The sequence below is a fragment of the Streptomyces sp. NBC_00663 genome (assembly GCF_036226885.1).
In the GTDB taxonomy this organism is placed as follows: domain Bacteria; phylum Actinomycetota; class Actinomycetes; order Streptomycetales; family Streptomycetaceae; genus Streptomyces.
Genome location: NZ_CP109027.1, coordinates 421,225 through 443,279, shown reverse-complemented (window position 1 = coordinate 443,279; position 22,055 = coordinate 421,225). Strand labels below are relative to the sequence as shown.

24 protein-coding genes and 2 pseudogenes are annotated in these 22,055 nt (G+C 70.5%); 15 read left to right on the top strand and 11 right to left on the bottom strand.

Going from position 1 to position 22,055, the window contains the following annotated elements:
* The first annotated feature begins 66 nt into the window (after positions 1-66).
* Both OG866_RS02095 and OG866_RS02090 read left to right on the top strand, forming a co-directional pair.
* Entirely contained in the window at positions 67-720 is a 654-nt protein-coding gene (locus OG866_RS02095; RefSeq protein WP_329331532.1) for an NADPH-dependent F420 reductase, read from the top strand.
* Between the two features lie 185 nt (positions 721-905).
* Entirely contained in the window at positions 906-1,289 is a 384-nt protein-coding gene (locus OG866_RS02090) for a hypothetical protein (protein WP_329331531.1), read from the top strand.
* A gap of 44 nt (positions 1,290-1,333) precedes the next feature.
* Here OG866_RS02090 and OG866_RS02085 read toward each other — a convergent pair whose 3' ends face one another.
* Positions 1,334-1,867: a CbrC family protein gene (locus OG866_RS02085; RefSeq protein ID WP_329331530.1), complete on the bottom strand. Its 534-nt coding sequence runs from the start codon at positions 1,865-1,867 to the stop codon at positions 1,334-1,336.
* Between the two features lie 146 nt (positions 1,868-2,013).
* Positions 2,014-2,892, bottom strand: coding sequence for a hypothetical protein (locus OG866_RS02080; protein ID WP_329331529.1), 879 nt, complete (start codon positions 2,890-2,892; stop codon positions 2,014-2,016).
* A 94-nt stretch (positions 2,893-2,986) separates the two neighbouring features.
* Here OG866_RS02080 and OG866_RS02075 point away from each other — a divergent pair, with 94 nt between their 5' ends.
* The 3 genes and pseudogenes from OG866_RS02075 to OG866_RS02065 form a co-directional block, all read left to right on the top strand.
* Positions 2,987-3,574: a 3'-5' exonuclease gene (locus tag OG866_RS02075; RefSeq protein ID WP_329331528.1), complete on the top strand. Its 588-nt coding sequence runs from the start codon at positions 2,987-2,989 to the stop codon at positions 3,572-3,574.
* Between the two features lie 36 nt (positions 3,575-3,610).
* Positions 3,611-3,964 (top strand): hypothetical protein, encoded by a 354-nt coding sequence (locus OG866_RS02070; RefSeq protein WP_329331527.1) that lies wholly within the window; start codon positions 3,611-3,613, stop codon positions 3,962-3,964.
* A 182-nt stretch (positions 3,965-4,146) separates the two neighbouring features.
* A pseudogene (locus OG866_RS02065) lies at positions 4,147-4,314 on the top strand (RNA-guided endonuclease TnpB family protein); the annotation flags it as partial.
* Positions 4,315-4,321: 7 nt separating this feature from the next.
* Here OG866_RS02065 and OG866_RS02060 read toward each other — a convergent pair.
* The 3 genes from OG866_RS02060 to OG866_RS02050 form a co-directional block, all read right to left on the bottom strand.
* On the bottom strand, positions 4,322-5,062 hold the full coding sequence (locus tag OG866_RS02060) for a class I SAM-dependent methyltransferase (protein WP_329331526.1): 741 nt from the start codon (positions 5,060-5,062) through the stop codon (positions 4,322-4,324).
* 70 nt (positions 5,063-5,132) lie between these two features.
* Positions 5,133-5,753: an SUKH-4 family immunity protein gene (locus OG866_RS02055; RefSeq protein WP_329331525.1), complete on the bottom strand. Its 621-nt coding sequence runs from the start codon at positions 5,751-5,753 to the stop codon at positions 5,133-5,135.
* A gap of 238 nt (positions 5,754-5,991) precedes the next feature.
* Positions 5,992-6,753: an alpha/beta fold hydrolase gene (locus OG866_RS02050; RefSeq protein ID WP_329331524.1), complete on the bottom strand. Its 762-nt coding sequence runs from the start codon at positions 6,751-6,753 to the stop codon at positions 5,992-5,994.
* 64 nt (positions 6,754-6,817) lie between these two features.
* On the opposite strand from OG866_RS02050, the gene OG866_RS02045 reads away from it, so the two are divergent.
* From OG866_RS02045 to OG866_RS02015, 7 genes are all read left to right on the top strand, one after another.
* Positions 6,818-7,225 carry a MarR family winged helix-turn-helix transcriptional regulator gene (locus tag OG866_RS02045; RefSeq protein WP_329331523.1) on the top strand — a complete coding sequence of 136 codons (408 nt, stop codon included), beginning with the start codon at positions 6,818-6,820 and terminating at the stop codon, positions 7,223-7,225.
* Between the two features lie 209 nt (positions 7,226-7,434).
* Complete coding sequence (locus tag OG866_RS02040) at positions 7,435-8,436, top strand: ArsR/SmtB family transcription factor (protein WP_329343879.1); 1,002 nt, start codon at positions 7,435-7,437, stop codon at positions 8,434-8,436.
* 169 nt (positions 8,437-8,605) lie between these two features.
* Positions 8,606-9,040 carry a hypothetical protein gene (locus OG866_RS02035; RefSeq protein ID WP_329331522.1) on the top strand — a complete coding sequence of 145 codons (435 nt, stop codon included), beginning with the start codon at positions 8,606-8,608 and terminating at the stop codon, positions 9,038-9,040.
* Positions 9,041-9,342: 302 nt separating this feature from the next.
* Complete coding sequence (locus OG866_RS02030; RefSeq protein ID WP_329331521.1) at positions 9,343-11,262, top strand: hypothetical protein; 1,920 nt, start codon at positions 9,343-9,345, stop codon at positions 11,260-11,262.
* Between the two features lie 125 nt (positions 11,263-11,387).
* Positions 11,388-12,083, top strand: a complete 696-nt coding sequence (locus tag OG866_RS02025; protein WP_329331520.1) for an SDR family oxidoreductase — start codon at positions 11,388-11,390, stop codon at positions 12,081-12,083.
* 99 nt (positions 12,084-12,182) lie between these two features.
* Positions 12,183-12,512 (top strand): DUF1330 domain-containing protein, encoded by a 330-nt coding sequence (locus tag OG866_RS02020; protein ID WP_329331519.1) that lies wholly within the window; start codon positions 12,183-12,185, stop codon positions 12,510-12,512.
* A gap of 91 nt (positions 12,513-12,603) precedes the next feature.
* The gene (locus OG866_RS02015) at positions 12,604-13,128 is read left to right on the top strand and encodes a TetR/AcrR family transcriptional regulator (protein WP_329331518.1); all 525 of its coding nucleotides are present in this window, start codon (positions 12,604-12,606) and stop codon (positions 13,126-13,128) included.
* 24 nt (positions 13,129-13,152) lie between these two features.
* Here the strand turns inward: OG866_RS02015 and OG866_RS02010 are convergent, their stop codons facing one another.
* The 4 genes from OG866_RS02010 to OG866_RS01995 form a co-directional block, all read right to left on the bottom strand.
* Positions 13,153-13,722, bottom strand: coding sequence for a TetR/AcrR family transcriptional regulator (locus tag OG866_RS02010; RefSeq protein ID WP_329331517.1), 570 nt, complete (start codon positions 13,720-13,722; stop codon positions 13,153-13,155).
* Between the two features lie 91 nt (positions 13,723-13,813).
* Positions 13,814-14,938, bottom strand: coding sequence for a 4Fe-4S binding protein (locus tag OG866_RS02005; protein ID WP_329331516.1), 1,125 nt, complete (start codon positions 14,936-14,938; stop codon positions 13,814-13,816).
* A gap of 118 nt (positions 14,939-15,056) precedes the next feature.
* Positions 15,057-15,626, bottom strand: coding sequence for a TetR/AcrR family transcriptional regulator (locus OG866_RS02000; RefSeq protein WP_329331515.1), 570 nt, complete (start codon positions 15,624-15,626; stop codon positions 15,057-15,059).
* A gap of 100 nt (positions 15,627-15,726) precedes the next feature.
* Positions 15,727-17,250 carry an MFS transporter gene (locus OG866_RS01995; RefSeq protein ID WP_443063488.1) on the bottom strand — a complete coding sequence of 508 codons (1,524 nt, stop codon included), beginning with the start codon at positions 17,248-17,250 and terminating at the stop codon, positions 15,727-15,729.
* 220 nt (positions 17,251-17,470) lie between these two features.
* Between OG866_RS01995 and OG866_RS01990 the strand changes: the two genes are divergently transcribed.
* Both OG866_RS01990 and OG866_RS01985 read left to right on the top strand, forming a co-directional pair.
* The gene (locus OG866_RS01990) at positions 17,471-18,349 is read left to right on the top strand and encodes an alpha/beta fold hydrolase (RefSeq protein ID WP_329331512.1); all 879 of its coding nucleotides are present in this window, start codon (positions 17,471-17,473) and stop codon (positions 18,347-18,349) included.
* A gap of 56 nt (positions 18,350-18,405) precedes the next feature.
* Complete coding sequence (locus tag OG866_RS01985) at positions 18,406-18,582, top strand: hypothetical protein (protein WP_329331511.1); 177 nt, start codon at positions 18,406-18,408, stop codon at positions 18,580-18,582.
* Between the two features lie 90 nt (positions 18,583-18,672).
* Here OG866_RS01985 and OG866_RS01980 read toward each other — a convergent pair.
* Positions 18,673-19,808, bottom strand: a pseudogene (locus tag OG866_RS01980) (beta-galactosidase); the annotation flags it as partial.
* A gap of 56 nt (positions 19,809-19,864) precedes the next feature.
* On the opposite strand from OG866_RS01980, the gene OG866_RS01975 reads away from it, so the two are divergent.
* Complete coding sequence (locus OG866_RS01975) at positions 19,865-20,578, top strand: TetR/AcrR family transcriptional regulator (RefSeq protein WP_329331510.1); 714 nt, start codon at positions 19,865-19,867, stop codon at positions 20,576-20,578.
* Between the two features lie 101 nt (positions 20,579-20,679).
* Here OG866_RS01975 and OG866_RS01970 read toward each other — a convergent pair whose 3' ends face one another.
* A complete protein-coding gene (locus tag OG866_RS01970; protein ID WP_329331509.1) occupies positions 20,680-21,666 on the bottom strand; it encodes a hypothetical protein in 987 nt (328 codons plus the stop codon).
* Positions 21,667-22,055 lie beyond the last annotated feature (389 nt).

The window sequence follows — 22,055 nt, the reverse complement described above, 5'->3', positions numbered from 1 at the left end:
TGGTGCCCGAACAGCCTTCTAGCGTCGGTGTGAACGGTCGAAGCAGGCATGGAGAGGGGCCGCGTGATGAGAATCGGTGTACTGGGCACGGGCAACATGGCCGACGCGCTCGCCACCCACTGGGTGCGGGCCGGGCACGAGGTGGTCCTCGGAGGACGGGACGCGGACAAGGCAGGGCGGCTCGCGAGGCGTATCGGAGGGGGAGCGAAGTCCGCCGGCCTGCGCGCGGCTGCCGACTCGGCTGACGTCGTACTGGCCGCGCTGCCCTTCGGGGCGGGAGCGGACGTGGTGCGGAACCTGCACGCGGCCCTGGCGGGCAAAGTCCTGCTGGACTGCTCCAACCCGGTCGGGCCGGGGTTCCGGCTGCTGACGGAAGGCGGCCCGTCAGCCGCGCAGCAACTGGCTGCGGCGGCGCCGCGAGCCCACGTCGTCAAGGCCTTCAACCTCTGCCACGAGGACGTGTGGCGCATGCGTCCGCCCGTCTTCGACGGACGACCGTTGTCCGTTCCCCTCTGCGGAGACGACGAGACGGCCCTCGCCCGGGCGCGCGAGTTGGTACGCGACGTGGGCTGTGAGGCCGTGGCGGGCGGCGGTCTCGAACGCGCGGGACTCCTGGAGGCGACCGCCGCGCTGTTCATCGCGCCGTGGGTCGGCGAGGGAGCGGACGCCCAGGCCATCGCCCCACCGCTGGCATACGCCGCCGGACCCCCGAGCCACTAGGAGGAGGCCCCCGGCCGGCGCGCCACACGGCCTCGGGCCGATGGGAAGCGCCGGGGAAGTGCCCCCGGGAACCGGCGCCCAGCCGCGAGAGCGCGTTGATCGCACCGGCTACGGCGAGAGCATTTCCGGTTGCCGGCGTCCTTCCTTGGCGACGATCCTGTGGGTCCGGTGGGCGAGGAGGGGTCGTGGGACTTGATCTGTTCCCGGGAGACGGCGACATCAGCAGCCCGGACGTGGAGTGGTCCTACACGGGCTTTGGGGTGTTCCGGAGGTGGCTGGCGCGGGCCGAGGGGTTCGAACTGGACGAGATGGACGGCTTCGGCGGACAGGCTCCCTGGGGCGATGTCCCCACCACCCTCGCGCCCCTGCTCAACCATCCCGACGACGACGGACCCGATCTCACGCCGGTCCAGTGCGCCGCGATCCTGCCCCGCCTGCGGGAGGTGGCCGACCGACCCCAAGAGGTGACCGTCGATCCGCTCGTCCAACGGCACATCGACGACACCCGCCAACTGGTGGTGGTCCTGCAACACTGCGTCGAGAAAAATGTCCCCCTCGTCTTCGGCTGACATGGCCGGCGTTACGCACTCACCACGACCATGTTCAGCGGCGGTCACGAGGCGTCGACGTAGGCGAGGTGGGTGCCGCAGATGGTGCAGCGGAAGAGCATCGCGGTGGCGGCTTCGCCGAGGTGGGTGAGGAACTGCTCGAGTTGGGCCGGGTCGTGCCAACCACCGATGCGCAGGTCCTGCCTGAGCTGGTCGAGGGCCTCGGGGTGGGCTGCCAGTTCGGTGTATCCGACCTCACCGATGAAGGCGGCTGCGTCGTGGCAGTGGACGAGCCAGTGCGGATCCTGCCAGGCGTGAAAGCCGGGGGTGCGGCGGCTGACCTCATGGAGGATCTGCTCGCTGACGCCGTCGAGTCCGTACGCGTCCATGAACTCGCCGTCGAACCGTGCCGCCGCGCTGCCGTCTGCGATGCACCACGGGCAGAAGGGTCCACTGACCTCGTGGGCGGTGTAGAAGGTCGCGGTGTAGATCCACCCCATGGCTCGGCCGCAGCACGCGCAGGTCTCCGCGCTCGCGCGGATGGAGCCGCTGGCGAGCGGATCGGGGTGATAGCGGAAGGCGGGAAGTTCGGGACTCACCGGTGCAGTCTGTACGGCTGACAGTCCCGCGATCAAGAAGTGAGGGCGCGTTCCTGCGCGTTGGCCGCCGGACAGCGATGCTGCTGCTCGCGTACGGTGCGGCGATGCCGGCAGGAGCGGCGCTCCGCCCGTTCATGCGAAGGCGGCTACAGGCCCAGGCGACGCAGCGCCACCGCGACGTGGCCCCGCAGGGAACGGTCCCACCCTCGAACGGTGCCGGAGACCTCGACCGCGTCGGCGTGCACGAGGACGGTCAGTGCGGCGTCCGGCAGTGCCGTCGCCTGTCGGCGGGCCAGGGCGACGGCGGCCGTGACCCGTACCGCCTCGTGGTGCGAGGCAAGGCCCGTCGTCAGGGCGGCGAGTTCATCGGAGCCGGGGTGGCCGGGCAGGTGGGCCAGCGCGAGGTTCGCCGATGCCCGGGCGTCGGCGGTGTCACTCGGCACGGCGGCCAGCGCGCCCGACACCCCCGGCATCGGGGCGAACCAGACCAGCAACGCCGCCGCGAGGGTCACCACGGCGGGGTCGGGATCGCGCAGCCACGTCAGGAAGGACGCCGTGTGGCGCTCGGCCGCGCGGTAGGCCTCCGCGGCCCAGTGCACGGCCACGGCGTCGGCCACGTCGGCGACGGCATCGACGTCCGGGTCCTCCTCCTCGAAGAGAACACGGAGCACCGCGTCCTCGTCCGGCGGGCGTACCCCGTCGGCCTTGGCGAAGGCTCGCGTGGGGTTGAACGGCAGTTCGTCATCACGCAGGTCGCCGACGGCGACGGCGTGCAGCATGTGCAGGACGGTGCCCCGGGCGGGTGTCGAGGGAGTGTCGACGAGGGCGACGAGCGCAGGCACCGCGGGCGCGCTCGCGGGCCAGCGGGTGCCCTGGTGGCAGACGCTGCCGACGAGGGCCGATCCGGCCGCACGACGTACGGCGGGGTCGGCAGCGGACAGAGCCGCCAACTGCCCTGGGACGTCCGCGGCCCGGCCGTAGGCGTGGTACAGCCCGGCCCAGTCGGTCGAGGGCGGGAGGCTCACGGACCGGGAGCCTAGCAACGGGGCACCTGGTGGCGGGAGTTCGGCGGGCGAAAACGAGGTGCCGGACGCGGACGCGCATCCCTACCCTCGCTCCATGCCCCACCAACCCGCCCTGTTGAACGTCATCGATGTGGAAGCCACCTGCTGGGACGGCCAGCCACCGCCCGGTGCCGTGAATGAGATCATCGAGATCGGGCTCACCGTCGTGGACGTGTCGGCAGTGCGCCGGGTGTCCCGGCACCGTCTCTTGGTCCGCCCTGTCCGGTCGGCGGTGAGTGACTTCTGCACCGAGCTGACCGGTCTGACGCAGGCCGAGGTGGAACGGGGGGTCAGCTTCGCCGAGGCGTGCCGGATCCTTGTCGAGGAGTACGGTGCGGGGGAGCGCTGCTGGGCGAGTTGGGGCGAGTACGACCGTCGGCAGTTCGCTCGACAGAGTCAGGCTGACGGGGTGGCCTATCCGTTCGGCTATCCGACGGAACGCACCCACACCAACGCCAAGGCCGTCTTCACCGAGGCGTACGGGCTGCGCAGGAAGCCGGGCATGGCGCAGGCTCTGGAGATCGCCGGACTGCCTCTGGAGGGACGTCATCACCGAGGCGAGGACGACGCGTGGAACATCGCGGCCCTCGTCCTCGATCTGTTGGGCCGCGGGGCATGGCCGGTCAGGACCACACCTGTCTAGGACCGGAGCATCACGTCGGCCATTAGGCTCGCGTCCATGGATGCGTTCTGGCCGTTCCTGATCCTGATCGGTGGTCTTGCCGCGGTCTTGGGGGCCTTCACCTGGCTGGCTTCACGTGTGCGCCGCCGGGGTCTTGCAGGCGGCGCCATGAGTGCGGCCCTGGCCTCGTACGAGGAGGCGTTCCGCGTCACCGCTCACGAATCCCATGTCGAGATCAGCGCTCAGGCAGAGCGCAAGGCACCGCTCCTGCTGCCCGACGACCACTGGGGGCGCCGTCCAGGCGAAGCCGGAGAGGCGGCAACGGAAGGTCGTCGACAGATCCGGCGGCAACCCCGCCGGTCACGACGGGGCCTTGGCCGCTGGGTCGATCGCCTGAGGCCCGGCCGCTGACCTGCGCCAACGTGTACCTGCCGGGCGGTGAGCTGGTCGCGTTGGCTCTACCTGTGTTCTTGGCCAGTGCTCCGGCCTTCAGGCCGGATGGTGAAGGCCATCTCGGAACTGCTCTGACCCGCGCATGAGCACGGGGCCGCAGTATCAAGTTCAGCCTGTGGGGCGCTTCTGCCGCAGAGAAATTCGTGTGCAAGAACCCCGACTGCGGCTTCGTCGGCAATGCCGACCGGAACGCGGCCCGGAACACCCTGCACCTGTACCGGATCGGCCACGTCATCGTGGAGGTCCCGGCCGCCGGAAGGTGCGGTCGCAGGGCGGGTAAAACCGTCAAACCCGCCGCAGCGATGTAGACAGGAATCAAAGGTCGGTGATGAGGAGCCGGTAGCCGGTGTCGAGCGTTTCGAGGTGGAGGAGTTCGGCATGGCGGTGGTGCCAGCGGCCGGCGGCCAGGTCGTCGTTGAGGCGGGCCAGGCCGGGCTGGATGACGTCGTCGCTGATCCGGGCGAACAGTGAGATTCCGGCCCGGACATGGGGGTCGAGGTAGGCCTGGGGGCGGCGCCAGAAGGCGGCGAGGAATCCGTCGGTGCAGTCGTGCGGGACGGGGACCGTCTCGATGCGGGCGCCGCCCAGCAGTGTGACGAGCCGGTCGAGGGCGACTGCTCGGGTGTCGCCGATCGCCGCTGCCTCGGGCAGGTATTCGTCCAGGAGCCAGAACCGGCGGTTGACGGCGGGGTCGAAGGTGAGGATGACGATCCGGTGCCGGGCGATACGGCGCAGCTCCGCGATGCCGGCTTCCAGGTCGGCCCAGTGGTGCACGGTCAGCAGCGCCATCATAGCGTCGGCCGAGCCGTCGGCGAGGGGGATCGCCTCCGCGGATGCCTGAAGAGCAGGCGCGGATCCGGCCGGGCGCTGGGCGATCATCACCGTGCTGGGTTCCACGGCCCACACCGTTTCTGATGGTTCGTAGGAGCCGGTGCCGGCCCCGACGTTGATCACAGTGGTGGCGTCGCCGAGGGCTTGGTGGATTCTGGCGGCGATGCGGGGGTCCGGACGCCGGGTGTGGGCGTAGGTCGCGCCGATGCGGTTGTAGGTCGCCACCTTCCGCAGTATCCCCTCCCAGCGGCGCCGGAGGGCGGGTCCGTGCGTTGTGGATGCACGCGCCCGATGATCACCCGTAAAGCGAGCGGGCACCGGGACTGTCGCCCCGGAACCGCTGCCCTGCGGCGAGTTCGTCGCAGACCACCCACCAGACGGTCTCGTCGTGCTCGAAGGGGAGCGGGTCAACGCTGCTCGTATCGTGGCGGATCCGCTCTGTCTCCCGTTTCAGACGCTCGAAGTCGGCTTCCTCGTCGCCGTCGTTCCCGCCGCTGAAGGTGAACTCCTCCAGCAGGCGCTGGACTTGGACCGTGACGTGCACGAGGGAGGAGACATCCGTATGGAGCTCTTGGATGATCTCGTCGTCATTGTCGACCGCGTACACCTTGCCGGACACGGGGTCGAGGGCGAGATGGGCGTTGAGCAGCCAGCCGACGACGGGCCACTCGCCCGCACCCACCGGCGCGTCCACGAAGTGCTCGGCGTTCACGACGTCGTGGAGGAGGGGCAGTCGACCGGTGTCCTCGTCGGGCTCACGCAGCCAGAGTGTCCCCGTGGCGATGCCGACCCTCTCTAGGAGACGGGCGCCCTCCGTGTTCGCGGTGGCGGGCGGGAAGGCGGAGGCGGGCAGCGTCGCGATGCGGTCCTTGCCGAAGATGTCGGCGACTTGACTGCGGCTGACGTCAAAGAGCACTGCTGGGACTCCGAACTCCGTGGCGGCGCATACACCTTGCGGACATGCTCCCCGAGCGCTCCTGCGGCGGTATCCCGCTCTCGGGCCGGCGAAGTCGGCCTCGGGCTCGGCATCGCCGGTCTGCTCGCACTGCCAGTGGATCCTCGGGTGCGCACACGGTAGCCGTTCAGGCAGGGCCAGTTGGAGCGTGGACCGGGCCGGCCGCTGCGGAAACGGTTCCTGGCACCGCTCGGACTGCTCAGCGGTGTTGCTGCCGGGCGGCGAAGGCGTCGAGCCGGGCGAAGGTGGGGGCGGGTTGTTCGAGGTGGGGCAGGTGCCCGGCCCGGTCGATCAGCTCGAAGCGGGCGTTCGGGATGGCGGCGGCGTAGTGCTTGCCGTAGGCGGGGGTGGCGATGCGGTCGCTCTCGCCCCACAGGACCAGAGTGGGCACGGTGACGGTGGCCAGGCGCCGGCGCAGGGTGGGGTCGCTCATCGCGGGGCCGCCGGAGAAGAGGCGCAGGGCCCGCATGTTGGCCTGGACGGCGGCGATGCGTTCGGCCGGGAGGGTTGCGGGGTCGACGTAGAAGCGGTCGGGGTCGTGGTAGGCGTGCTCGGCGACGCCTCGGGCGTCGAGGGCGAAGAAGTCCTGGACCGGTTCCTCCTCGACGTGGATGCCGACCGGGTCGATGAGCGCGAGTTGGCTGATGCGGCGCTCGGTGTCCGCCGCCGCCATTTCGGCGCCGATCCAGCCGCCGAGTGAGGAGCCGATGACGAGGACGTCGGAGAGATTCTGGTCGCGCAGGAGACGCAGGTAGAGCGCTGCGAGGTCGCTGATGCGGGTGCAGTCGGCGGGGCGGGGGGTGCCGTTCCAGCCGGGGTGGGTGGGGAGCAGGGTGTGGGTGCCTGCGGTGAAGTGCTGGGCGATCGGGGCGACGGTCGAGGGGCCGCCTCCGCCGTGCAGGATCAGGACGGGGCGGGCGTCAGCGGGGCCGGACACGAGGAGTTCAAGGTGTGAGGTCATGCCCGGGACTCTAACTAAGCATGTTTAATTAAACAAGTTTAGTCAGAGTGTTAGGGTGGGTGGCATGGCCGCAGACTTGCAGATCCTCGGGCGGGCCGTGAAGGCGGCCCAGTACCGGCAGCACCGGACACTGGACAGCCGCCTCGCCGCCGTCGGCAGCACCCTCGCCCAGTGGGACGCGTTGCGGGCGGTCGCCCGTACGCCGGGGGCCAGTGCCCGGGAACTGGCGGCGGCCACCTTCCAGACCGAGCAGGCGTTCGGTACGCTCGCCGGCCGGCTGGCGGCCCAGGGGCTGCTGGAACGGCGCCCGGGTCACGGGCGGCGCATCGAGCACCATCTCACCGCCGAGGGCGAACGGGTCCTGACGGCCGGTCATGCGATCGCCGACGAGGTCCTCGCGGAATGCTTCGGCGTGCTGTCGAATGCGGAGCGGGACACACTGCTGCACCTGCTGAGGAAGATCGACCAGTGATCCTGCCGGCATAGGGCTGTTGGCGGGATGCGATCCTCGTAGGACTCGTCAACGTCGGCCGCCGGTGCGCCTGCTGGAGGTACTGCCTCAGCGCGCCGGCAGATGCGCCGCGGCGGCTCCTGTCTCGGGAGTGCCTCCTGGGGTGCGCCGGGTAAAGGCATGCTGAGGGTGCGGTCACGCGCTCTGTCGCGGTGACAGGGGGCCAGTTGGTGTTACGCGTTCACTTCACGGCAGAAGACCTCGCCCGGACCCGGGTGGCCGCGACGATCGGCGTCGCGGCGGAGATCTACTACAGCTTGGAGCTGCTGAGGGAGAAGCGGGACCTTCCTCACCTGCGTTCGTGGCGGGCGGCGGTCGCGGGCCGGATGGGAGCGGACACGCGCCCCCTGACGTCTCTGGTTCCGGTGCGCGGTCCCGGGCTTGATCTGCTGGCGCTGATGGGAGACGTGTCTTCTCTCGACCACGCCGTGGACAACCTGCTGCACACCCCAGCGGCCAGGTTGCGACGCGAGTTCGAAGGTCTCGACTTCCACCCCGCACACCTGCCATGGGCCAGACGCGTGTCCGAGGGGGGCCGCGACGCGCGGCGGGAGCTCGCCGAGGCCGTGCGGGCCTGCCATCGGCTGACCGTGGAGCCCTACTGGCATCAAGGGCGGTCCGAGCTGGTCGCGCTGTCCACCCGTTGCGCGAACCTGGTGTTGGAGGGCGGCATCGATCTGCTGCTGCGCTCGATCTGCCCACCTCTGGTCCGCTGGCGTCCGCCCGTGCTGGAGGCTCCCTACCCGCGACAGGTCGAAGTGCGCCTGCGGGGAAGGGGGTTGATCATCACGCCCACGGTTTTCTCGAAGCTCCCGGTGAGCTTTCTGTGGGATCCGCTGGACACCACCCAGCCACCCCGGCTGACGGTGCCGGCCCTGCGCCGGCCGCTGACCGGTACCGGGCCGGGCGAACCGGACGACTCCACCGTCCGAAACCTGGAGTCCCTGCTCGGCCGTACGCGAGCTGCCGCCCTACAGGTGACGGCGGAAGGGTGCACGACGACCGAGCTGGCACGCCGCCTCAACGTCACGGCCGCGGCGGCCAGTCAGCACGCGACCGTGCTGCGGAACACGGACCTCATCACCACCAGCCGCCGGGGCGGGTCCGTGCTGCACCTCATCACCCCGCTCGGACTGGCCCTGTTGCGGACCGGCACCCTGACACAGGGGTGATCCCCGAGCGGGTGCCGTTGCCGACGAACCGCGGCCACGGCGGGCGGGCCCGGCCGCCGCACCGGCCGTCACGGCGCCCCTTTAAGCCGTGCCTTAAGAGGTGGGCCGCAGGTGGGAGGCCCGTCCAGGATGTGGCGTCGCAACCGGCTCCCCTCACCCTGGAGAACACATGCAGACTCATCTCGCCGCCGCGCTCGGTTCCGTCGTGCTGACCGCGGGCACCTTGCTGGGCGCTCCCGCCGCCGGCGCTCAGACCTCCGCCTACCCCGTCACTGCCTTCGAGCCCATCGCGGTCGGGAACACATGGACGACGGGCACGGTCACCTGGTACAACCGGTCGGTCGCGGTGACGGGGACGCACAAGTCGGTGAGCGCGGCCGGCCCTGAGTACTGCCGACGTACCTGGGTGTACACCTACGACGCCGCCGGCGCGAAGCTGGGCTCGGCGGGATCCGCCTCTTCCGACACGGCTTGCGGCACGACCAAGAACTACACCAGCTTCGTCGTGCCGGCCGATGTCCCCGGCGGAGCCGCGTTCGTGCGCGTCTGCCTCGACGACGGCAATCTCAAGGACCTGCTCTGCCGGCCTATCCGGCGGCCGTGAGCCATCTGATCGGCCTACGACTCGGGGTTCAGGCCACCCGCACAGGGCGCCTGAACCCCGAATCCGTTCCCCTCGGCAGCGCCTCACCGGGACCGGCACGGACAGACGCCGTGGCCGTACGGCGTGCGGGGCGACCTCGGCCGTCGCGTCGGCGCAGCAGAACACCGCGGCGGGTGGCTCGGGCAGGTCGAGGAGGGTCCGCACGGCCGTCGCAGCGTCGGCCCGGTGGTACGCGAGCGAGAGCCGGTGAGGCCCGGTCTGCGGGCCTTGTCGCCTCGCGAGCCGCCGGGGATCATGACCGCGTGCAGCGCCGAGGGAAACTCCAGGAACTACTGACACACGCCGGACTCACGGTCGTCGAGGAGGTGCGCCCGGGCAGCCTGTTCCCGCCGGAGGCCGCCTGGCGGATCGCGCGGGGCACCGCGGCGCCGGACGGCGGTGCCCGGGAAGGGCTCGATGCCGCCTGGTGGCGCGGTCTTTCCGGGGGCGACGGCGAATTCCTCGTGGCCGTCCACGGGCACCGGATCGGCGGCAACGACTCCTGGTGGACCCGCGTCCGGCAGACCGGCGGCGGGGCGCCGGAGTTGTCCGGCGACCCGGGGTTCGTGGCGCTCTCCCTCGACGGACAGGTGCTGCTGGCGGCGGTGCCCGGCACGGACGGGCCTCGGGTGACGGCCCTCGACCGACTGCCGGAGCGCCTGGAGGAGGCCGCCGAGGCCGCCGGCCGCGAGACGGAGACAGAGCGCGCCGAGATATGGGCGGCAGTGCCCGGACGGCATGCCTGGCCCCTGCACTGGGCGGAGGGGATCGGGTCCAACCCCGCCGCGCCGGACGAACTCCTGATCCGCCTGCTGGACGTGGAGGACGGCTTCCTCCACGGCTGCGACAGGCCCGCCGTCCTCGACGCCGCCGTGGCGCACTCCGATCCGCGCGTGCGGTCAAGGCCCGCCGACACCTTCCGCCCCAAGCTCACCTCCGATCAGTGGGTAAGCGTGGTGCGCGCCGAGCCGTCACCGAGCCGACGCGTGCTGTGGGCGGAGCACGCCTGCCGCTGGGGCGCCGAACTCCCCGAGGACGTGTACGACGACCTCCTCGCCGGCCCGTCCCGTGCCGAAGCCGCCGAACTCCCGGAACTCCCCGCACGACACCTCCCCGATCTCGCCACCGACCCCGATGCCCGGGTGCGGGCGGCGGCATGTGCCCGGTGGCAGGACCTCGCCGCGCCGCTGCGGGAGCGGCTGCTGGCCGACACCGACGACGCGGTACGAACGACCGCGCTGCTCGCCCACCACACCGCCGTACCCATGCCCCGCGAGGTCTTCGCCGGCCTGCCCGACCCGCGACGGGCGCTCGAACGGTGCTGCCTGGAGCCCGAGTTGGAGGCAGAGCTGGTGCGGGACGGGGACGTGGAGGCACGTCGGGCGCTGGCCGCCAATCCGGCCCTGGGTGCGCACGGCGTCGCCGTACTGGCGCAGGACCCGCAGGACGAGATCCGCGCCGCGGTGGCGCAGCGCCGCGACCTCACCGAGGAGCAACGTGCCGCGGTGCGCCACGACTTCGACCCGACGTCGATGTCGCGCACCCTCGCCTGGGTCGAGGACCTGCACGGCGACGCCGACGCGATGCGCCGTCTCGCCGCGTCGTCCCACCCGCTCGTCCGCCGCAGTGTGGCCCGCGCCCGCCACCTCCCGCCGGATGTCGTGGCGCGGCTGGCGCGGGACGAGGACCGGGTGGTCCGCCTGTTCCTCGCCGAGTCGTGCGAGGACGCGCCGGCCGACATGCTGCTGGACGTCTGGCGCTGGTGGGACGGCAGCTTCAGCCACCCCGGCCGGCCCCGCAACCACCCCAACTTCCCGCGCGAGGGCCTGCTCCGCCACCTCACCGACCACAGCGGGCGGATGCGCCGCCTGGCCCTGGACGACCCGCGGTCCACCGCGGCCGACGTCGCCCGCCTGGCCCGGGATCCCGAAGCCGAGGTGCGCCGCCGCGCGGCTGAGGACCCCCGACTGTCACCGCAGGACGCGGTACGGCTGCTCAACGATCCGGCGGCCCACGTCCGCGACACCGCGGTGCGCAGTCCGCGGCTGCCGGCCCGCGTCCTGGCCGGGCTCCTGCACGACCGCGACACCGCACGCACGGCGGTCACCAACCCGGCGATCCCGGTCCCCGTTCTGCACCGCATCCTGGCCGCCGCGGCGGCAGCCGTGGCCGCCCGGAGCTGAACTCTGCCCCCCCCCGCACGCAGGTGAGGGCGGGGCCGCCGATCCGTCGACCCGCGCTTGCGTCATGAAACCGATCGGTTTACTCTTCTTGAAACCGATCGGTTTCTAATTCTCCGGAGAGAGTCATGACTGTTTTGAAGGGCGCGAACGTCCTCGTCACCGGCGGCAGCCGCGGCATCGGCAAGGCGCTGGTGGAGGAGCTGTACGCGCGCGGTGCCGGCAAGGTCTACGCCACGGCCCGCGACCCGCGCACGGTGACGCACCCCGACGCGGTCCCGGTGGCGCTGGAGGTCACCGACCCGGCCTCCGTGGCAGCCGCCGCCGCGCAGGCGCAGGACGTCACCGTGCTGATCAACAACGCCGGTGCCTCGGTCGGCGCGTCCTTCCTCGACTCCCCGGTCGACGACATACGCCGGGAGTTCGAGACCAACTTCTACGGCCCGCTGCTCGTCGCCCGCGCCTTCGTGCCGGTCATCGAACGCAACGGCGGCGGCCACCTGCTGAACGTGCACTCCGTGCTGTCCTGGCTCGCGCTCGGCGGTTCCTACAGCGCCTCCAAGGCGGCCCTGTGGTCACAGACCAACTCCCTGCGCCTCGAACTCCAGCCGCGCGGCATCTCCGTCACCGGACTGCACGTCGGCTACGTCGACACCGACCTCGCGGCCGGGGTCGAGGCGCCCAAGTCCGTCCCGCGTGACGTCGCCGCCCTCGCCCTCGACGGGGTGGAGGCCGGCGCGTACGAGGTGCTCGCCGACGACATCTCCCGGCAGGTCAAGGCGGGCCTGGCCGGCGACCTGGCCGCGCTGTACCCCCAGCTCTGACCTCGCGCCCGCCTGGAGCGCCGGACACCGGATTCCCGCGACTGGAGAGCAGTGACAATGAGTGCCAATTCAGATCAGAAGAACTTCTACGCTCTGAACATGTTCGACGTGGTCGACCTGGAGAAATACCTCGCGTATTTCAGCCGCTTGCCCGAAGTGGCTCCAAAGTACGGCGGTCGAATGGTGGCGTTCGGCCGCTTCCGGGACAACGTCGTCGGTGACCTCACGCCGCGCCAGGTGCTGTTCCTCGTCGAATGGGACTCCGAAGAAGCGTTCAACAGCTTCCGGGACGATCCGGAACTGGCCGACCTGCACCCGCTGCGGGAGAGCGGCACCGCGTCCTACATCTGGCAGACGTTCGACGGTTCCGACATGAGTGACCCCACCGGCGTTTCGCTCGACGACGTACTGGCAGTGCTCAAGCCTTAGCCTCGGTCTTTCGTGAGGGTCCTCCGACGGAGTCGGCGGACCCTTTCGCTTTCCGTGGTGTCGGCCGGCAGTCAAAGCAGAGGATGGGGTCATGGGCGGCATCAGTGCGCAGGAGCGGCGTGAGAGCGTCATTCGCGCGGCCATCGCCGAGTTCGCGATCGCCGGCTACCGCGGTACCACCACCGCCGCGATCGCCGAGCGGGTCGGGGTCAAGCAGCCGTATCTCTTCCGGCTCTTCCCGGACAAGAAGGCGATCTTCGTCGCCGCCCTGCGGCGGAGCGCGGAGGACACTCGCTCGGCTTTCGAGAGAGCGGCCGACGGGGTGGAGCGGGGCGAGCGGGCGCGCCAGGTGATGGCGGACGCCTATGTGCGGCTGATCGCGACGAGTCCTGAAACGCTCCTGATGCAGATGCAGGGATACGTCACCGTGGCGGCCGCCGAGGGGGAGGGCGATGACCTGATCGGTGAAGCCGTCCGGGCCGGCTGGACGAGCATCTGGGAAACCGTGCACCTGTCGCTGGGCGCTGATGCCGAGATGACCGCGAGCTTCTTCGCCTGCGGCATGCTCGGCAACACGCTCACGGCCATCGGGCTTCCGGTGAACACCGGGAGGTGACGGGGCGCTTCGAACGGCGATGCGTCAGCGCACGCCTGCCGCGTCGAGCAGGGTGGCCACGGTGGGCGCGACGAGCCCGCTGAGGTTGTCGGCCTGAATCCCCGCACGGGCGCTCGCGCCGTCGAAGACCAGGCTGAGCTGCCGGGCCAGCAGATCCGGATCGTCTGCCCCGCCCTGCTCGGCCTCGGCGCGGAAGAAGGCCGTCAGATTCGCCTTGACCTGGTGGGCCACGCGGCTCGCCGGGTGGCTCTGGTCCTTGAGCTCGACCTGCACGGCCAGATACCGACAGCCCCGGAACTCGGGTGCTCCCGCATGCGATTCCATCTGCTCGAAGACATGCAGGATCCGCTCGCGTGGCGACTGACCGGCGTCCGCCGCGGGCAGGAGAGTCGCCACATAGCCGGCGGCGCGCTCCTTCAGGCTCGCTGCCAGGAGTTCGTCCTTGCTTTCGAACAGCTGGTACATGGAGCGCTTCGACACTCCCGCCGCCTTGCACAGCGCCTCGACGCCGATGTTGACGCCGTCTCGATAGGTGAGCGTGGCCGCCGCCTCCAGCAGGCGCTCCCTGGGGCTCAGTTTCATTTCGGTGCTCATGTCGTGAGGTTAACCTGGCGTGGACAAAACGAAAACCGACCGGTTTTCGGGGAGCTTTGGGGTGCGGAGCAATGGCCCACCCCGAGTGACCTCATGACGTACGTGTCTCTCGGTCGCCGGACGCGGAGCGCCGCTCCGGAGGATGCCAGCCGCCGGTGACCTCCTTGACGGGCTTGTGGGGGAAGCGGCGCCGGGCGTACTCCTGCGCGGGGGAGCCCGGCAGGACGTACAGGGTCTCCTTCTTGTCCTGGAGCGGACGCAGCACGGTGTCCATGAAGCTCTTCCGGTCGTCCAGGTAGGGGCCGAGGACATCTTCTCCGGCGGGACAGACGGCGAGGCAGTAGCCGGACTTGTAGCCGGGGGGCGAGGACAGGCTCTGCCACATGGAGGCGCTCTCGGAATCGGTGACCCGGGAGCGGTAGTCGGCCGCGTCCTCGCTGTCGGCCACGGTCTGCGCCCAGTCGGTGAACCCGCTCATGAACTCGCGGTAGTTGTGCGTGGTGCAGGCCAGTGCGTCGAAGGCGCCGTCCTTGGCGATGGCGCCGACCGGGCAGGCGGCGACGCACAACTTGCAGTCGATGCACGGGTTGTAGTCCAGCGCCTGCCCGTACGCGCTCACCTCCGCGTCGACCAGGACGGTCACGAGCAGGACGAAGCTGCCGAACTTCGGGTGGATGACGTTGCGGTGCAGGCCCATCACGCCGAGACCGGCGGCCACCGCGACCGTCTTGTGGGCCACCACCCAGATCCGCTCGCTGGGAAAGTGGTCCATCTCCTGGGGGAATCCGACGGAGGGGTTGAGCGCGCGGTAGCCGGCATCCTGGAGCGCCCGGGTGACGCTGCGGGCGGCGTGGTTGGCCTGCTCGTCGGTCTGGTGGAACTCCTGGTTGGCCACGCTGCGGGCGGGGGAGCGGCAGTTGTCGCGGTTCATCCGGACCGCCATCGTGATGAGGGTGCGGGTGCCGGGCAGCGCGGACCGGGCGTGCTCGCGCTCGCCGGCCAGGTCGGGATGGTCCAGGCTGACCGCGGCCATGTCGTCCGCCCCGGCGGCCAGGCACAACTCGCGCAGCCAGTCCGCGTCGATCACCGCGGGGGGTCGGCGCGCCTCACCGGTCCCGCGCCGGGCGAGTACGGCCCGTACGGACGGGTGGGCCGCCAGCTTCGCCGGAAGCCGGGGAGGGGTGGGGCGCCCCTCGGTGTCGCGCGCGGCAGTCATCCGTGCTCCTGGGGATGCGGGTACGAGGCTCGCCGCCACCGGCGGAAAACCGATCAGTTTCACCACCGTAAACCGATCGGTTTTCGCGCGCAAGTGCCCGTGCGGGCCCAGGTGACGGTCAGCGCATGTCCGCCGCGTCGAGCAGGGCGGTCACGGTGGGGGCGGTCAGCCCTGCCTGCGTGTCGGCTTTGATTCCCGCGCGGGCGCTGGCGCCGTCGAAGACCAGGATCAGCTGCCGGGCCAGCAGGTCCGGGTCGCTCGCTCCGCCCTGTGCGGCCTCGGTGCGGAAGAAGGCCGTCAGGGTCTCCTTGACCCGATGGGCGACCTGGCTCGCGGGGTGGGTCGGGTCCTTGAGTTCGATCTGCACGACGAGGTACCGGCAGCCCTGGAAGTCCGGCGTGCCCGCCTGTGCCTCCGCCTGTTCGAAGACGTGCAGGATCCGCTCGCGGGGCGGACGGTTGTCGTCCGCCGCGGGCAGGAGTGCCGCCACATAGGCGGAGGAGCGTTCCTCAAGGCTCGCCGCCAGCAGGTCGCCCTTGCTCTCGAACAGCTTGTACATGGAGCGCTTGGACACCCCCGCCGCCTTGCACAGCGCGTCGACGCCGATGTTGACGCCTTCGCGGTAGGTGAGCGTGGCCGCTGCCTCCAGCAGACGCTCTCGGGAGCCCGGCATTGCTTCGGTGGTCATATGGCGAGGCTAACTCGATTTCGACCGATTGGAAAACGATCGGTTTACGGTGTTGACGGGGGTGCGACCGGACGTCGGCACCCCCATCGCGGTCTCCGGGTCAGTGGGCGATCACAGGCTCGCCCTCCGACGGCGCCAGAGCCCGATTCGGCATCAGGAACGCCGTGAGCACCGCACCGACCACGAAGATCCCGGCGCCCCACGCCAGGGTGGCCGTGTAGCTCTCGACCCCGGCCTGTGCCGCGGTCAGTGCGCTGGGCTTGTGGGAGGACAGGTAGTCGGTCGCGGCGGATGAGGCGACGGTGGTCAGCAGTGCGGTGCTGATCGAGCCGCCGACCTGCTGGCTGGTGTTGATCAGTGCCGAGGCGACGCCCGCGTCCTCGTGGTGCACGCCCGCGGTCGCGCCCTGGAACGAGGTGGTCATCACCGCGCCGATGCCGAGGCCCAGCAGGATCATGCCCGGCATGATGTGCGCGGCGTAGGTGCTGTCCAACGTGAGCCGGGTCAGCAGGGCCATGCCGGACGCGGAGACCAGGAAGCCGGCGGTGACCACGATCTTCGGGCCGACCCTGGGCAGCAGCAGTGAAGGCACCGTGGTCGATGCGGCGACGATGCCGCCGACCATCGGCAGGAAGGCCAGCCCGGCCTTGATCGGCGAGTAGCCGATGCTGGCCTCCAGGTAATAGGTCAGGAAGAGGAAGATCGAGAACATTCCCATGCCCAGGACGAACACGGCCAGGAACGAACCGCCCCGGGTCCGGTCCAGCACGACACGCAGCGGCAGCAGCGGATGCGCGACCCTGAGCTCCAGCCAGGCGAACACCGCGAGCAGCACCACGCCGCTGATCATGGAGCCGAGGGCGACCGGGTCGGTCCAGCTGGTGGATTCGACGTGCGCGAACCCGTAGACGATGCCGAACAGCGCGGCGCTCACCACGACCGTGCCGGGAAGGTCGATCTTGGGTCGTTCGGTGACCACGGGCTTGGCCAGCAACAGCAGTGCACCGACCAGTGCGACGCCCGCGAAGATGACGTTCACGTACATCACCCAGCGCCATGACGCCCACTCGGTGAGCATGCCGCCGAGCAGGAGCCCGACCGCGGCGCCCGCACCGGACAGCGCGCTGAAGATGCCGAAGGCCTTCGGCCTTTCGGCCGGGTCGGTGAAGGTCACGCTGAGCAGGGAGAGCGCCGCGGGCGCGAGCAGCGCGGCGAACAGGCCCTGGGCCACGCGGGCCGCGACGAGGACCTCGAAGCTGCCGGCCGCGCCGCCGACGACGGATGCGGCCGCGAACCCGATCAGCCCGGTCACGAACGTCGTACGCCGGCCGAACAGGTCCCCGAGCCGGCCGCCGAGCAGCAGCAGGCTGCCGAACGCCAAGGCGTAGCCCGTGATGACCCACTGCCGGCTGCCGTCACTGAAGCCGAGGTCGTGCTGCGCCTCGGGCAGCGCGATGTTCACGACGGTCGCATCGAGCGTGACCATGAGCTGCGCCACACCCAGCACGACGAGCACCCACCAGCGCACGGCATGTGAGCCGCGGCGGCCCGAGTCTGTTTTCCCGGAGGCGGGCGCTCCGCGGTCGATGGTGGTACTCACTTTTTCCCCTTGGTTGCTGGTCATGGGCCGACTGTCGGTCGGAAACCGATCTGTTTCCACTTCAGGAAAACAGATCGGTTTCCTGTGTGCAAGTTAGGGGGGTCGCTTCCGGGGCTGGGGGGCACCGTGTCGGCTTGCGCCTGGAAACCGATCGGTTTACTGTGAGGGGAGCCGATCGGTGTGTCCGTCTCCGGCGAGAGTCATGACCGGCTCGGCAACCCCTCATACGCAAGGAGTCGGCGAGATGCCCAGCCAAGAGTCACGTCCCACGCTTCACATTCCGGGGACCACCAGCCACACCCTCGTCCCCCGCACGGGATCCGGCGGCCGTGAGGGAACGCTTCGCTACCTCAAGGCGGGCACCGGCGCCCCCCTGGTCCTGCTGCACACGGTGCGCACCCAGGCCGAGCACTTCCGCCACCTCATCCCGCTGATCGCGGACCGGTACACCGTGTACGCCCTCGACCTGCCGGGGATGGGCTACTCCGAGATCGTGCCTGGTGCGTCCTACGACGAGCCCGCGATGCGGGCGGGCGTCGAACGGCTGCTGACCGAACTCGACCTGAACGACGTGACGTTGGCGGGAGAGTCCATGGGCGCAGTGCTCGCCCTGACCACCGCGGCCGATCTGCCGGAGCGGGTACGACGCGTCGTCGCGGTCAACACCTACGACTTCCCCGGCGGCATCGCCCGGTCGAGCCTCCTCGCCCGCGTGGTCGTCGGTGGAGTCCTCGCGCCCGGCGTGGGCCCGGTGATCGCGGGGGTGGAGCCCAAGCCGGCCCTTCGCAAGATCCTCCAGGGTGGCCTCGGCGACAAGAGCGCGCTGCGCGAGGACTACGTGGACGAACTCCTTCAGGTGGGCGGCCGCCCCGGCTACCCGACGGTCGCCCGCGCCGTCTACCAGGCACTGCCCAGCTTCGTCGCCGCCCGCTCCCGCTACCCCGAGATCAAGGCACCCGTCCACCTCGTCTACGGCGAGAAGGACTGGTCCCGCCCCTCGGACCGGGAAGCCAACAGGCGGCTGCTGCCGGCCGCCGACTTCGTCCAGATCCCGAAAGCCGGGCACTTCATCGCCCTGGAACGCCCCGACGTGCTGGCCGACCTGCTGAACGCGGCGGCCTGACCCCCGCGGTCACCGGCCCGAGAGGGCACGGAGGCCTCCACCCCCGTCAGCAGCCGATGGGCCCCGCCTACTGCACCGAGCTGACCCTGGACGAACTGTCGGCAGCCCTGGCCGCGGCCGATCGTGTCAAGGACGCGGCGGTCCGGGAGAGCATAGGGAAGCGCTTCGCCGCTCTCGGCGCCGATCCCACCCTGGAGGACGTCGTCGAGATGAACCGCGCCGCCCACAGGTGACCCCGTCCCGCCGGAAGGCGGCGCACACCCCTGGACGAGAAGTCCCCGACAGCTCCTGTCGGGGACTTGTCCGTCTCGGCGCGGCGGTGTTCAGCGCGTCTCGCGGACCACGGCAACACCTCCGGCCGGGACGGTCACCGAGCCGTGGACGGGCTTGCCGGTGAGCAGTTCCACGCCATGGGCCGGGATCTCGGCGCCGGCACCGAAGTGGTCGATCAGGAACAGGTAGTCCGCGTCGGTTCCGCTGCGGCGAACGGCCTCGATGCCGGGCGACGGAGTGGCGAGGACGGGGCGGGCGCGGGCCTCGTCGCAGATGCGCCCCAACAGGGACGCCAGCGTGGCCGGCTCGGGGCTGGTGGCCAGGTACCAGGCGGTGCCGGCGCCGTAGGCATGCCGGGTGACGGCCGGCAGGTCGGCGAGCGGCCCGTCGGCGTACGTGGCGACGGCTTCGGCGCCGGTGAGCTGGAGTCGTTCGGACCACAGGGTGGCGGTGGCGTCCTGGGGGACTTGGCCCGTCAGCTTCCGTGTCTCGCCGGGGAGCAGCGGGAACGGCTCGTCCGCGCGCACGCCGAGGACGTCCCGGAAGGCGCCGGGGTAACCGCCGAGCCGGACATGGCAGTTGTCGTCGACCGTCCCGCTGTGGAAACCCACCGCCAGCGTGCCGCCGCGCTCGGCGAAGGCGGTGAGGTTCGCGGCGCCCTCGTCGTCGACCAGGTAGAGGCTGGGCGCGAGTACCAGGCGATAGCGGGAAAGGTCCGCATCGGGCGTACGAAGTCCACGGCTGTGCCCGCACGCCACAGCGGTGTGTACCAGTCCCGGACGAGCTGCTGGAAGCGGAGCCGTGAGCTGGGCTGGGACGGGAGTTCCAGGGCCCAACGGGCGTCCCAGTCCCAGACGATGGCGACGTCCGCCGCGACGGAACTGCCACGGACCTCCGCCAATGCTTGGAGATCGGCGCCGAGCCGGACGACGTCCTGCCAGATCCGACTGCTCGTGCCCGCGTGCGGGAGCATGGCCGAGTGCCATTGTTCGGAGCCGGCTCTGGCGGCCCGCCACTGGAAGTACGCGATGCCGTCGGCGCCGTGCGCCACATGGGCCAGGGCGTTGCGGCGCATCTCGCCGGGGTCTTTGGCGCGGTTCACGGACTGCCAGTTGACGGCGCCGGTCGAGTGCTCCATCAGCAGCCAGGGGCCGCCGGCCATCGAACGCACCAGGTCACCGCAGAGCCGTCACAGGTAGCGCGGGAACCGGATCGGCCTTTCCGGTTGATAGTGTGAGGCCCATGACCTCCCGGAACCAGAACAACCACGGCGCCGGCGGTACGACCGACTCCGCAGGCCCGTCGATGCGCAGCGATGCGGAGCGCAACCGGGGGCGGATCATCGCCGCCGCACGCACCGTGTTCGGACGCGACGGGCTGCACGCGTCCATGGCCTCGGTCGCGCGGGAGGCGGGGGTGGGTATCGCCACCCTGTTCCGGCACTTCCCCGCCAAGGAGGAACTGGCCGCCGCGGTCTTCGCGGACCGCATGGAGGCGTACGCACAGGCCGCCACCGACGCCTTGGCCAACCCGGACCCATGGGACGGCTTCACCGGCTACATCCAGGAGGTCTGCACGATGCAGGCCGCCGACCGGGGCTTCGCCGACGTGATGACCATGAGCTTCCCCGGAGCCCCGACACTGGAAGAACTCCGCGCCCAGGCGTACCAGGGCTTCCTCGAACTCATCAGCCGCGCCAAGGACAGCGGACGACTGCGCGAGGACTTCACCAGCCGGGACCTCGTCCTGCTCCTGATGGCCAACGCCGGCGTCCTCAGCGCCACTTGCGACGCCGCCCCGGACGCCTGGCGCCGCCTGGTGGCGTGGATGATCCAGTCCTTCCAGGCCCCGGCCCGCGGACCGCTTCCGGAACCACCGGAGGACGAAGCCCTGTACGAGGCCATGCGCCGCGCCAGCCAGGGCATGGGCGCCTCAGAGACCGCGAAACGGGCCTGAGCGCCCGGTCGTTGACCAGGCAGGTCAGTCCTGCCTGAAGTCCGAGGCCGCCTCGGTGGTGGAACGTGTCGACTCACGCTTCACTCACGTCGTCCAGATGCTCATCGCGTTCGTGCCGCGTCGGACCGCAGGCGTTCGTGGAGGCAGGCGAGGGCGGTGGCCGTGACGGGGAAGGTCAGGGTCGCGGCCGTGAGGATGCCGACGATGACGGGTGCGAGGATGCCGGCGTAGTAGGCGGCGAAGTCATTGCCCGTTGCCTCTTCGAGCAGGTCGCGCAGTAACGGACGTAGAGGCAGGGCCAGTTGTGTGGCGAGCCGGATGACCGCGGCGGTCAGCGCGGCCAGCGGCAGTGCGGTCGCCAAGACGCGGACCGCGCCCACACGTGTCTTTGTCGTCAGCGACCATGAACGGCGCAGGGCCTCGCGCGGACTCAGGCCGGAGGACGCCGCGGCGGGGGCGAGGGCCAGCGCGAGGCGGAGCAGCACGGCGAGGCACGCGGCGGCCGCCGGTGAGGCCGACACGAGGGTGTAGGGCCATGATCCGCGCGCCAGGGGCAGGGGAGTGTCGAGCACATTACTGGTCAGACGGCGCGTCAGCTCGAAGGCGAGCAGCGGCAGGGTCCACACGATCAGGCCCCGCAGTACGTATGTGGTGACGATCGGCCGCAACCGTGTACTACGCGCTGTCGTAGGTGAACCGTGCGTCCGTGAGGAGCCCTGAACATGTGCCGCGACCGCCCGGGAGCACACGTTCTGCAAGGCCGCACTGCCCACTCCGAGCAACAGCAGGTAGAGAGGGAGCGTCCACAGGGCCACCAGCCCCAGATCGGAGTGGTCGTGCGAGTAGGGGTCCTCAAGGTGGTGGTAGCGGATGCGTTCGTTTCGCATGTGGGTGAACAGGGGCCACGAGAGGGCGAAGACCGTGGCCGTCATCAGCAGCCCGGCCAGCGCGGTCAGGCTGACGACACGTACCGTCGCGGCAGCCAGAGTGTCTCGGTGGCGCAGTAGAACGGCGAACGTGGTGGCGGCGACGCCGTGTTGCGGCTTGCTGGGCGTCGAAGGAACAGTGCCGTGGTGCTGCGGGGGCATGGGCGGCCTTCGGTGGTGCGGATGCGTTTCCCCAAGGACGCCGAGCGGACCGGGTACGGTTCTGCGAAGCTTCGGCATGCGCTGGGCAGGGCGGTTCACCACGCCGGAGCGTCAAACCTGCCCATGGGATTCGCCTGGCGACCAAGGAAGAGTTCAAGTTTGAATTCGATCGGACGATGCGTTAGGGCCGACTGATCGACCGGGACCCCAGCGAACTCTTCGACAGCGACACGCTCGCCGCAGCTGACATGCCGGGCGCCCGTCGTGGGGGAGGGGTGCTGTTCTGCGGACTGGTCAGCCGACGACGGTGACTGCGGCGTCTGCCCGACCGGCCCGGCACATTGCGGCGCCCGGGGCGACGGCGTGAACCCGTTCGCCGCGACTCGGCA

Excerpts from the sequence above, each read along its gene's own strand:
- OG866_RS01970 (WP_329331509.1), bottom strand. The coding sequence starts at position 21,666 with ATGCCCCCGCAGCACCACGGCACTGTTCCTTCGACGCCCAGCAAGCCG.
- OG866_RS02000 (WP_329331515.1), bottom strand. The coding sequence starts at position 15,626 with ATGACCACCGAAGCAATGCCGGGCTCCCGAGAGCGTCTGCTGGAGGCA.
- OG866_RS02015 (WP_329331518.1), top strand. The coding sequence starts at position 12,604 with ATGGGCGGCATCAGTGCGCAGGAGCGGCGTGAGAGCGTCATTCGCGCG.
- OG866_RS02025 (WP_329331520.1), top strand. The coding sequence starts at position 11,388 with ATGACTGTTTTGAAGGGCGCGAACGTCCTCGTCACCGGCGGCAGCCGC.
- OG866_RS01995 (WP_443063488.1), bottom strand. The coding sequence starts at position 17,250 with ATGACCAGCAACCAAGGGGAAAAAGTGAGTACCACCATCGACCGCGGA.
- OG866_RS02045 (WP_329331523.1), top strand. The coding sequence starts at position 6,818 with ATGGCCGCAGACTTGCAGATCCTCGGGCGGGCCGTGAAGGCGGCCCAG.
- OG866_RS02075 (WP_329331528.1), top strand. The coding sequence starts at position 2,987 with ATGCCCCACCAACCCGCCCTGTTGAACGTCATCGATGTGGAAGCCACC.
- OG866_RS01985 (WP_329331511.1), top strand. The coding sequence starts at position 18,406 with ATGGGCCCCGCCTACTGCACCGAGCTGACCCTGGACGAACTGTCGGCA.
- OG866_RS02070 (WP_329331527.1), top strand. The coding sequence starts at position 3,611 with ATGGATGCGTTCTGGCCGTTCCTGATCCTGATCGGTGGTCTTGCCGCG.
- OG866_RS02035 (WP_329331522.1), top strand. The coding sequence starts at position 8,606 with ATGCAGACTCATCTCGCCGCCGCGCTCGGTTCCGTCGTGCTGACCGCG.
- OG866_RS01990 (WP_329331512.1), top strand. The coding sequence starts at position 17,471 with ATGCCCAGCCAAGAGTCACGTCCCACGCTTCACATTCCGGGGACCACC.
- OG866_RS02010 (WP_329331517.1), bottom strand. The coding sequence starts at position 13,722 with ATGAGCACCGAAATGAAACTGAGCCCCAGGGAGCGCCTGCTGGAGGCG.
- OG866_RS01975 (WP_329331510.1), top strand. The coding sequence starts at position 19,865 with ATGACCTCCCGGAACCAGAACAACCACGGCGCCGGCGGTACGACCGAC.
- OG866_RS02005 (WP_329331516.1), bottom strand. The coding sequence starts at position 14,938 with ATGACTGCCGCGCGCGACACCGAGGGGCGCCCCACCCCTCCCCGGCTT.
- OG866_RS02050 (WP_329331524.1), bottom strand. The coding sequence starts at position 6,753 with ATGACCTCACACCTTGAACTCCTCGTGTCCGGCCCCGCTGACGCCCGC.
- OG866_RS02095 (WP_329331532.1), top strand. The coding sequence starts at position 67 with ATGAGAATCGGTGTACTGGGCACGGGCAACATGGCCGACGCGCTCGCC.
- OG866_RS02020 (WP_329331519.1), top strand. The coding sequence starts at position 12,183 with ATGTTCGACGTGGTCGACCTGGAGAAATACCTCGCGTATTTCAGCCGC.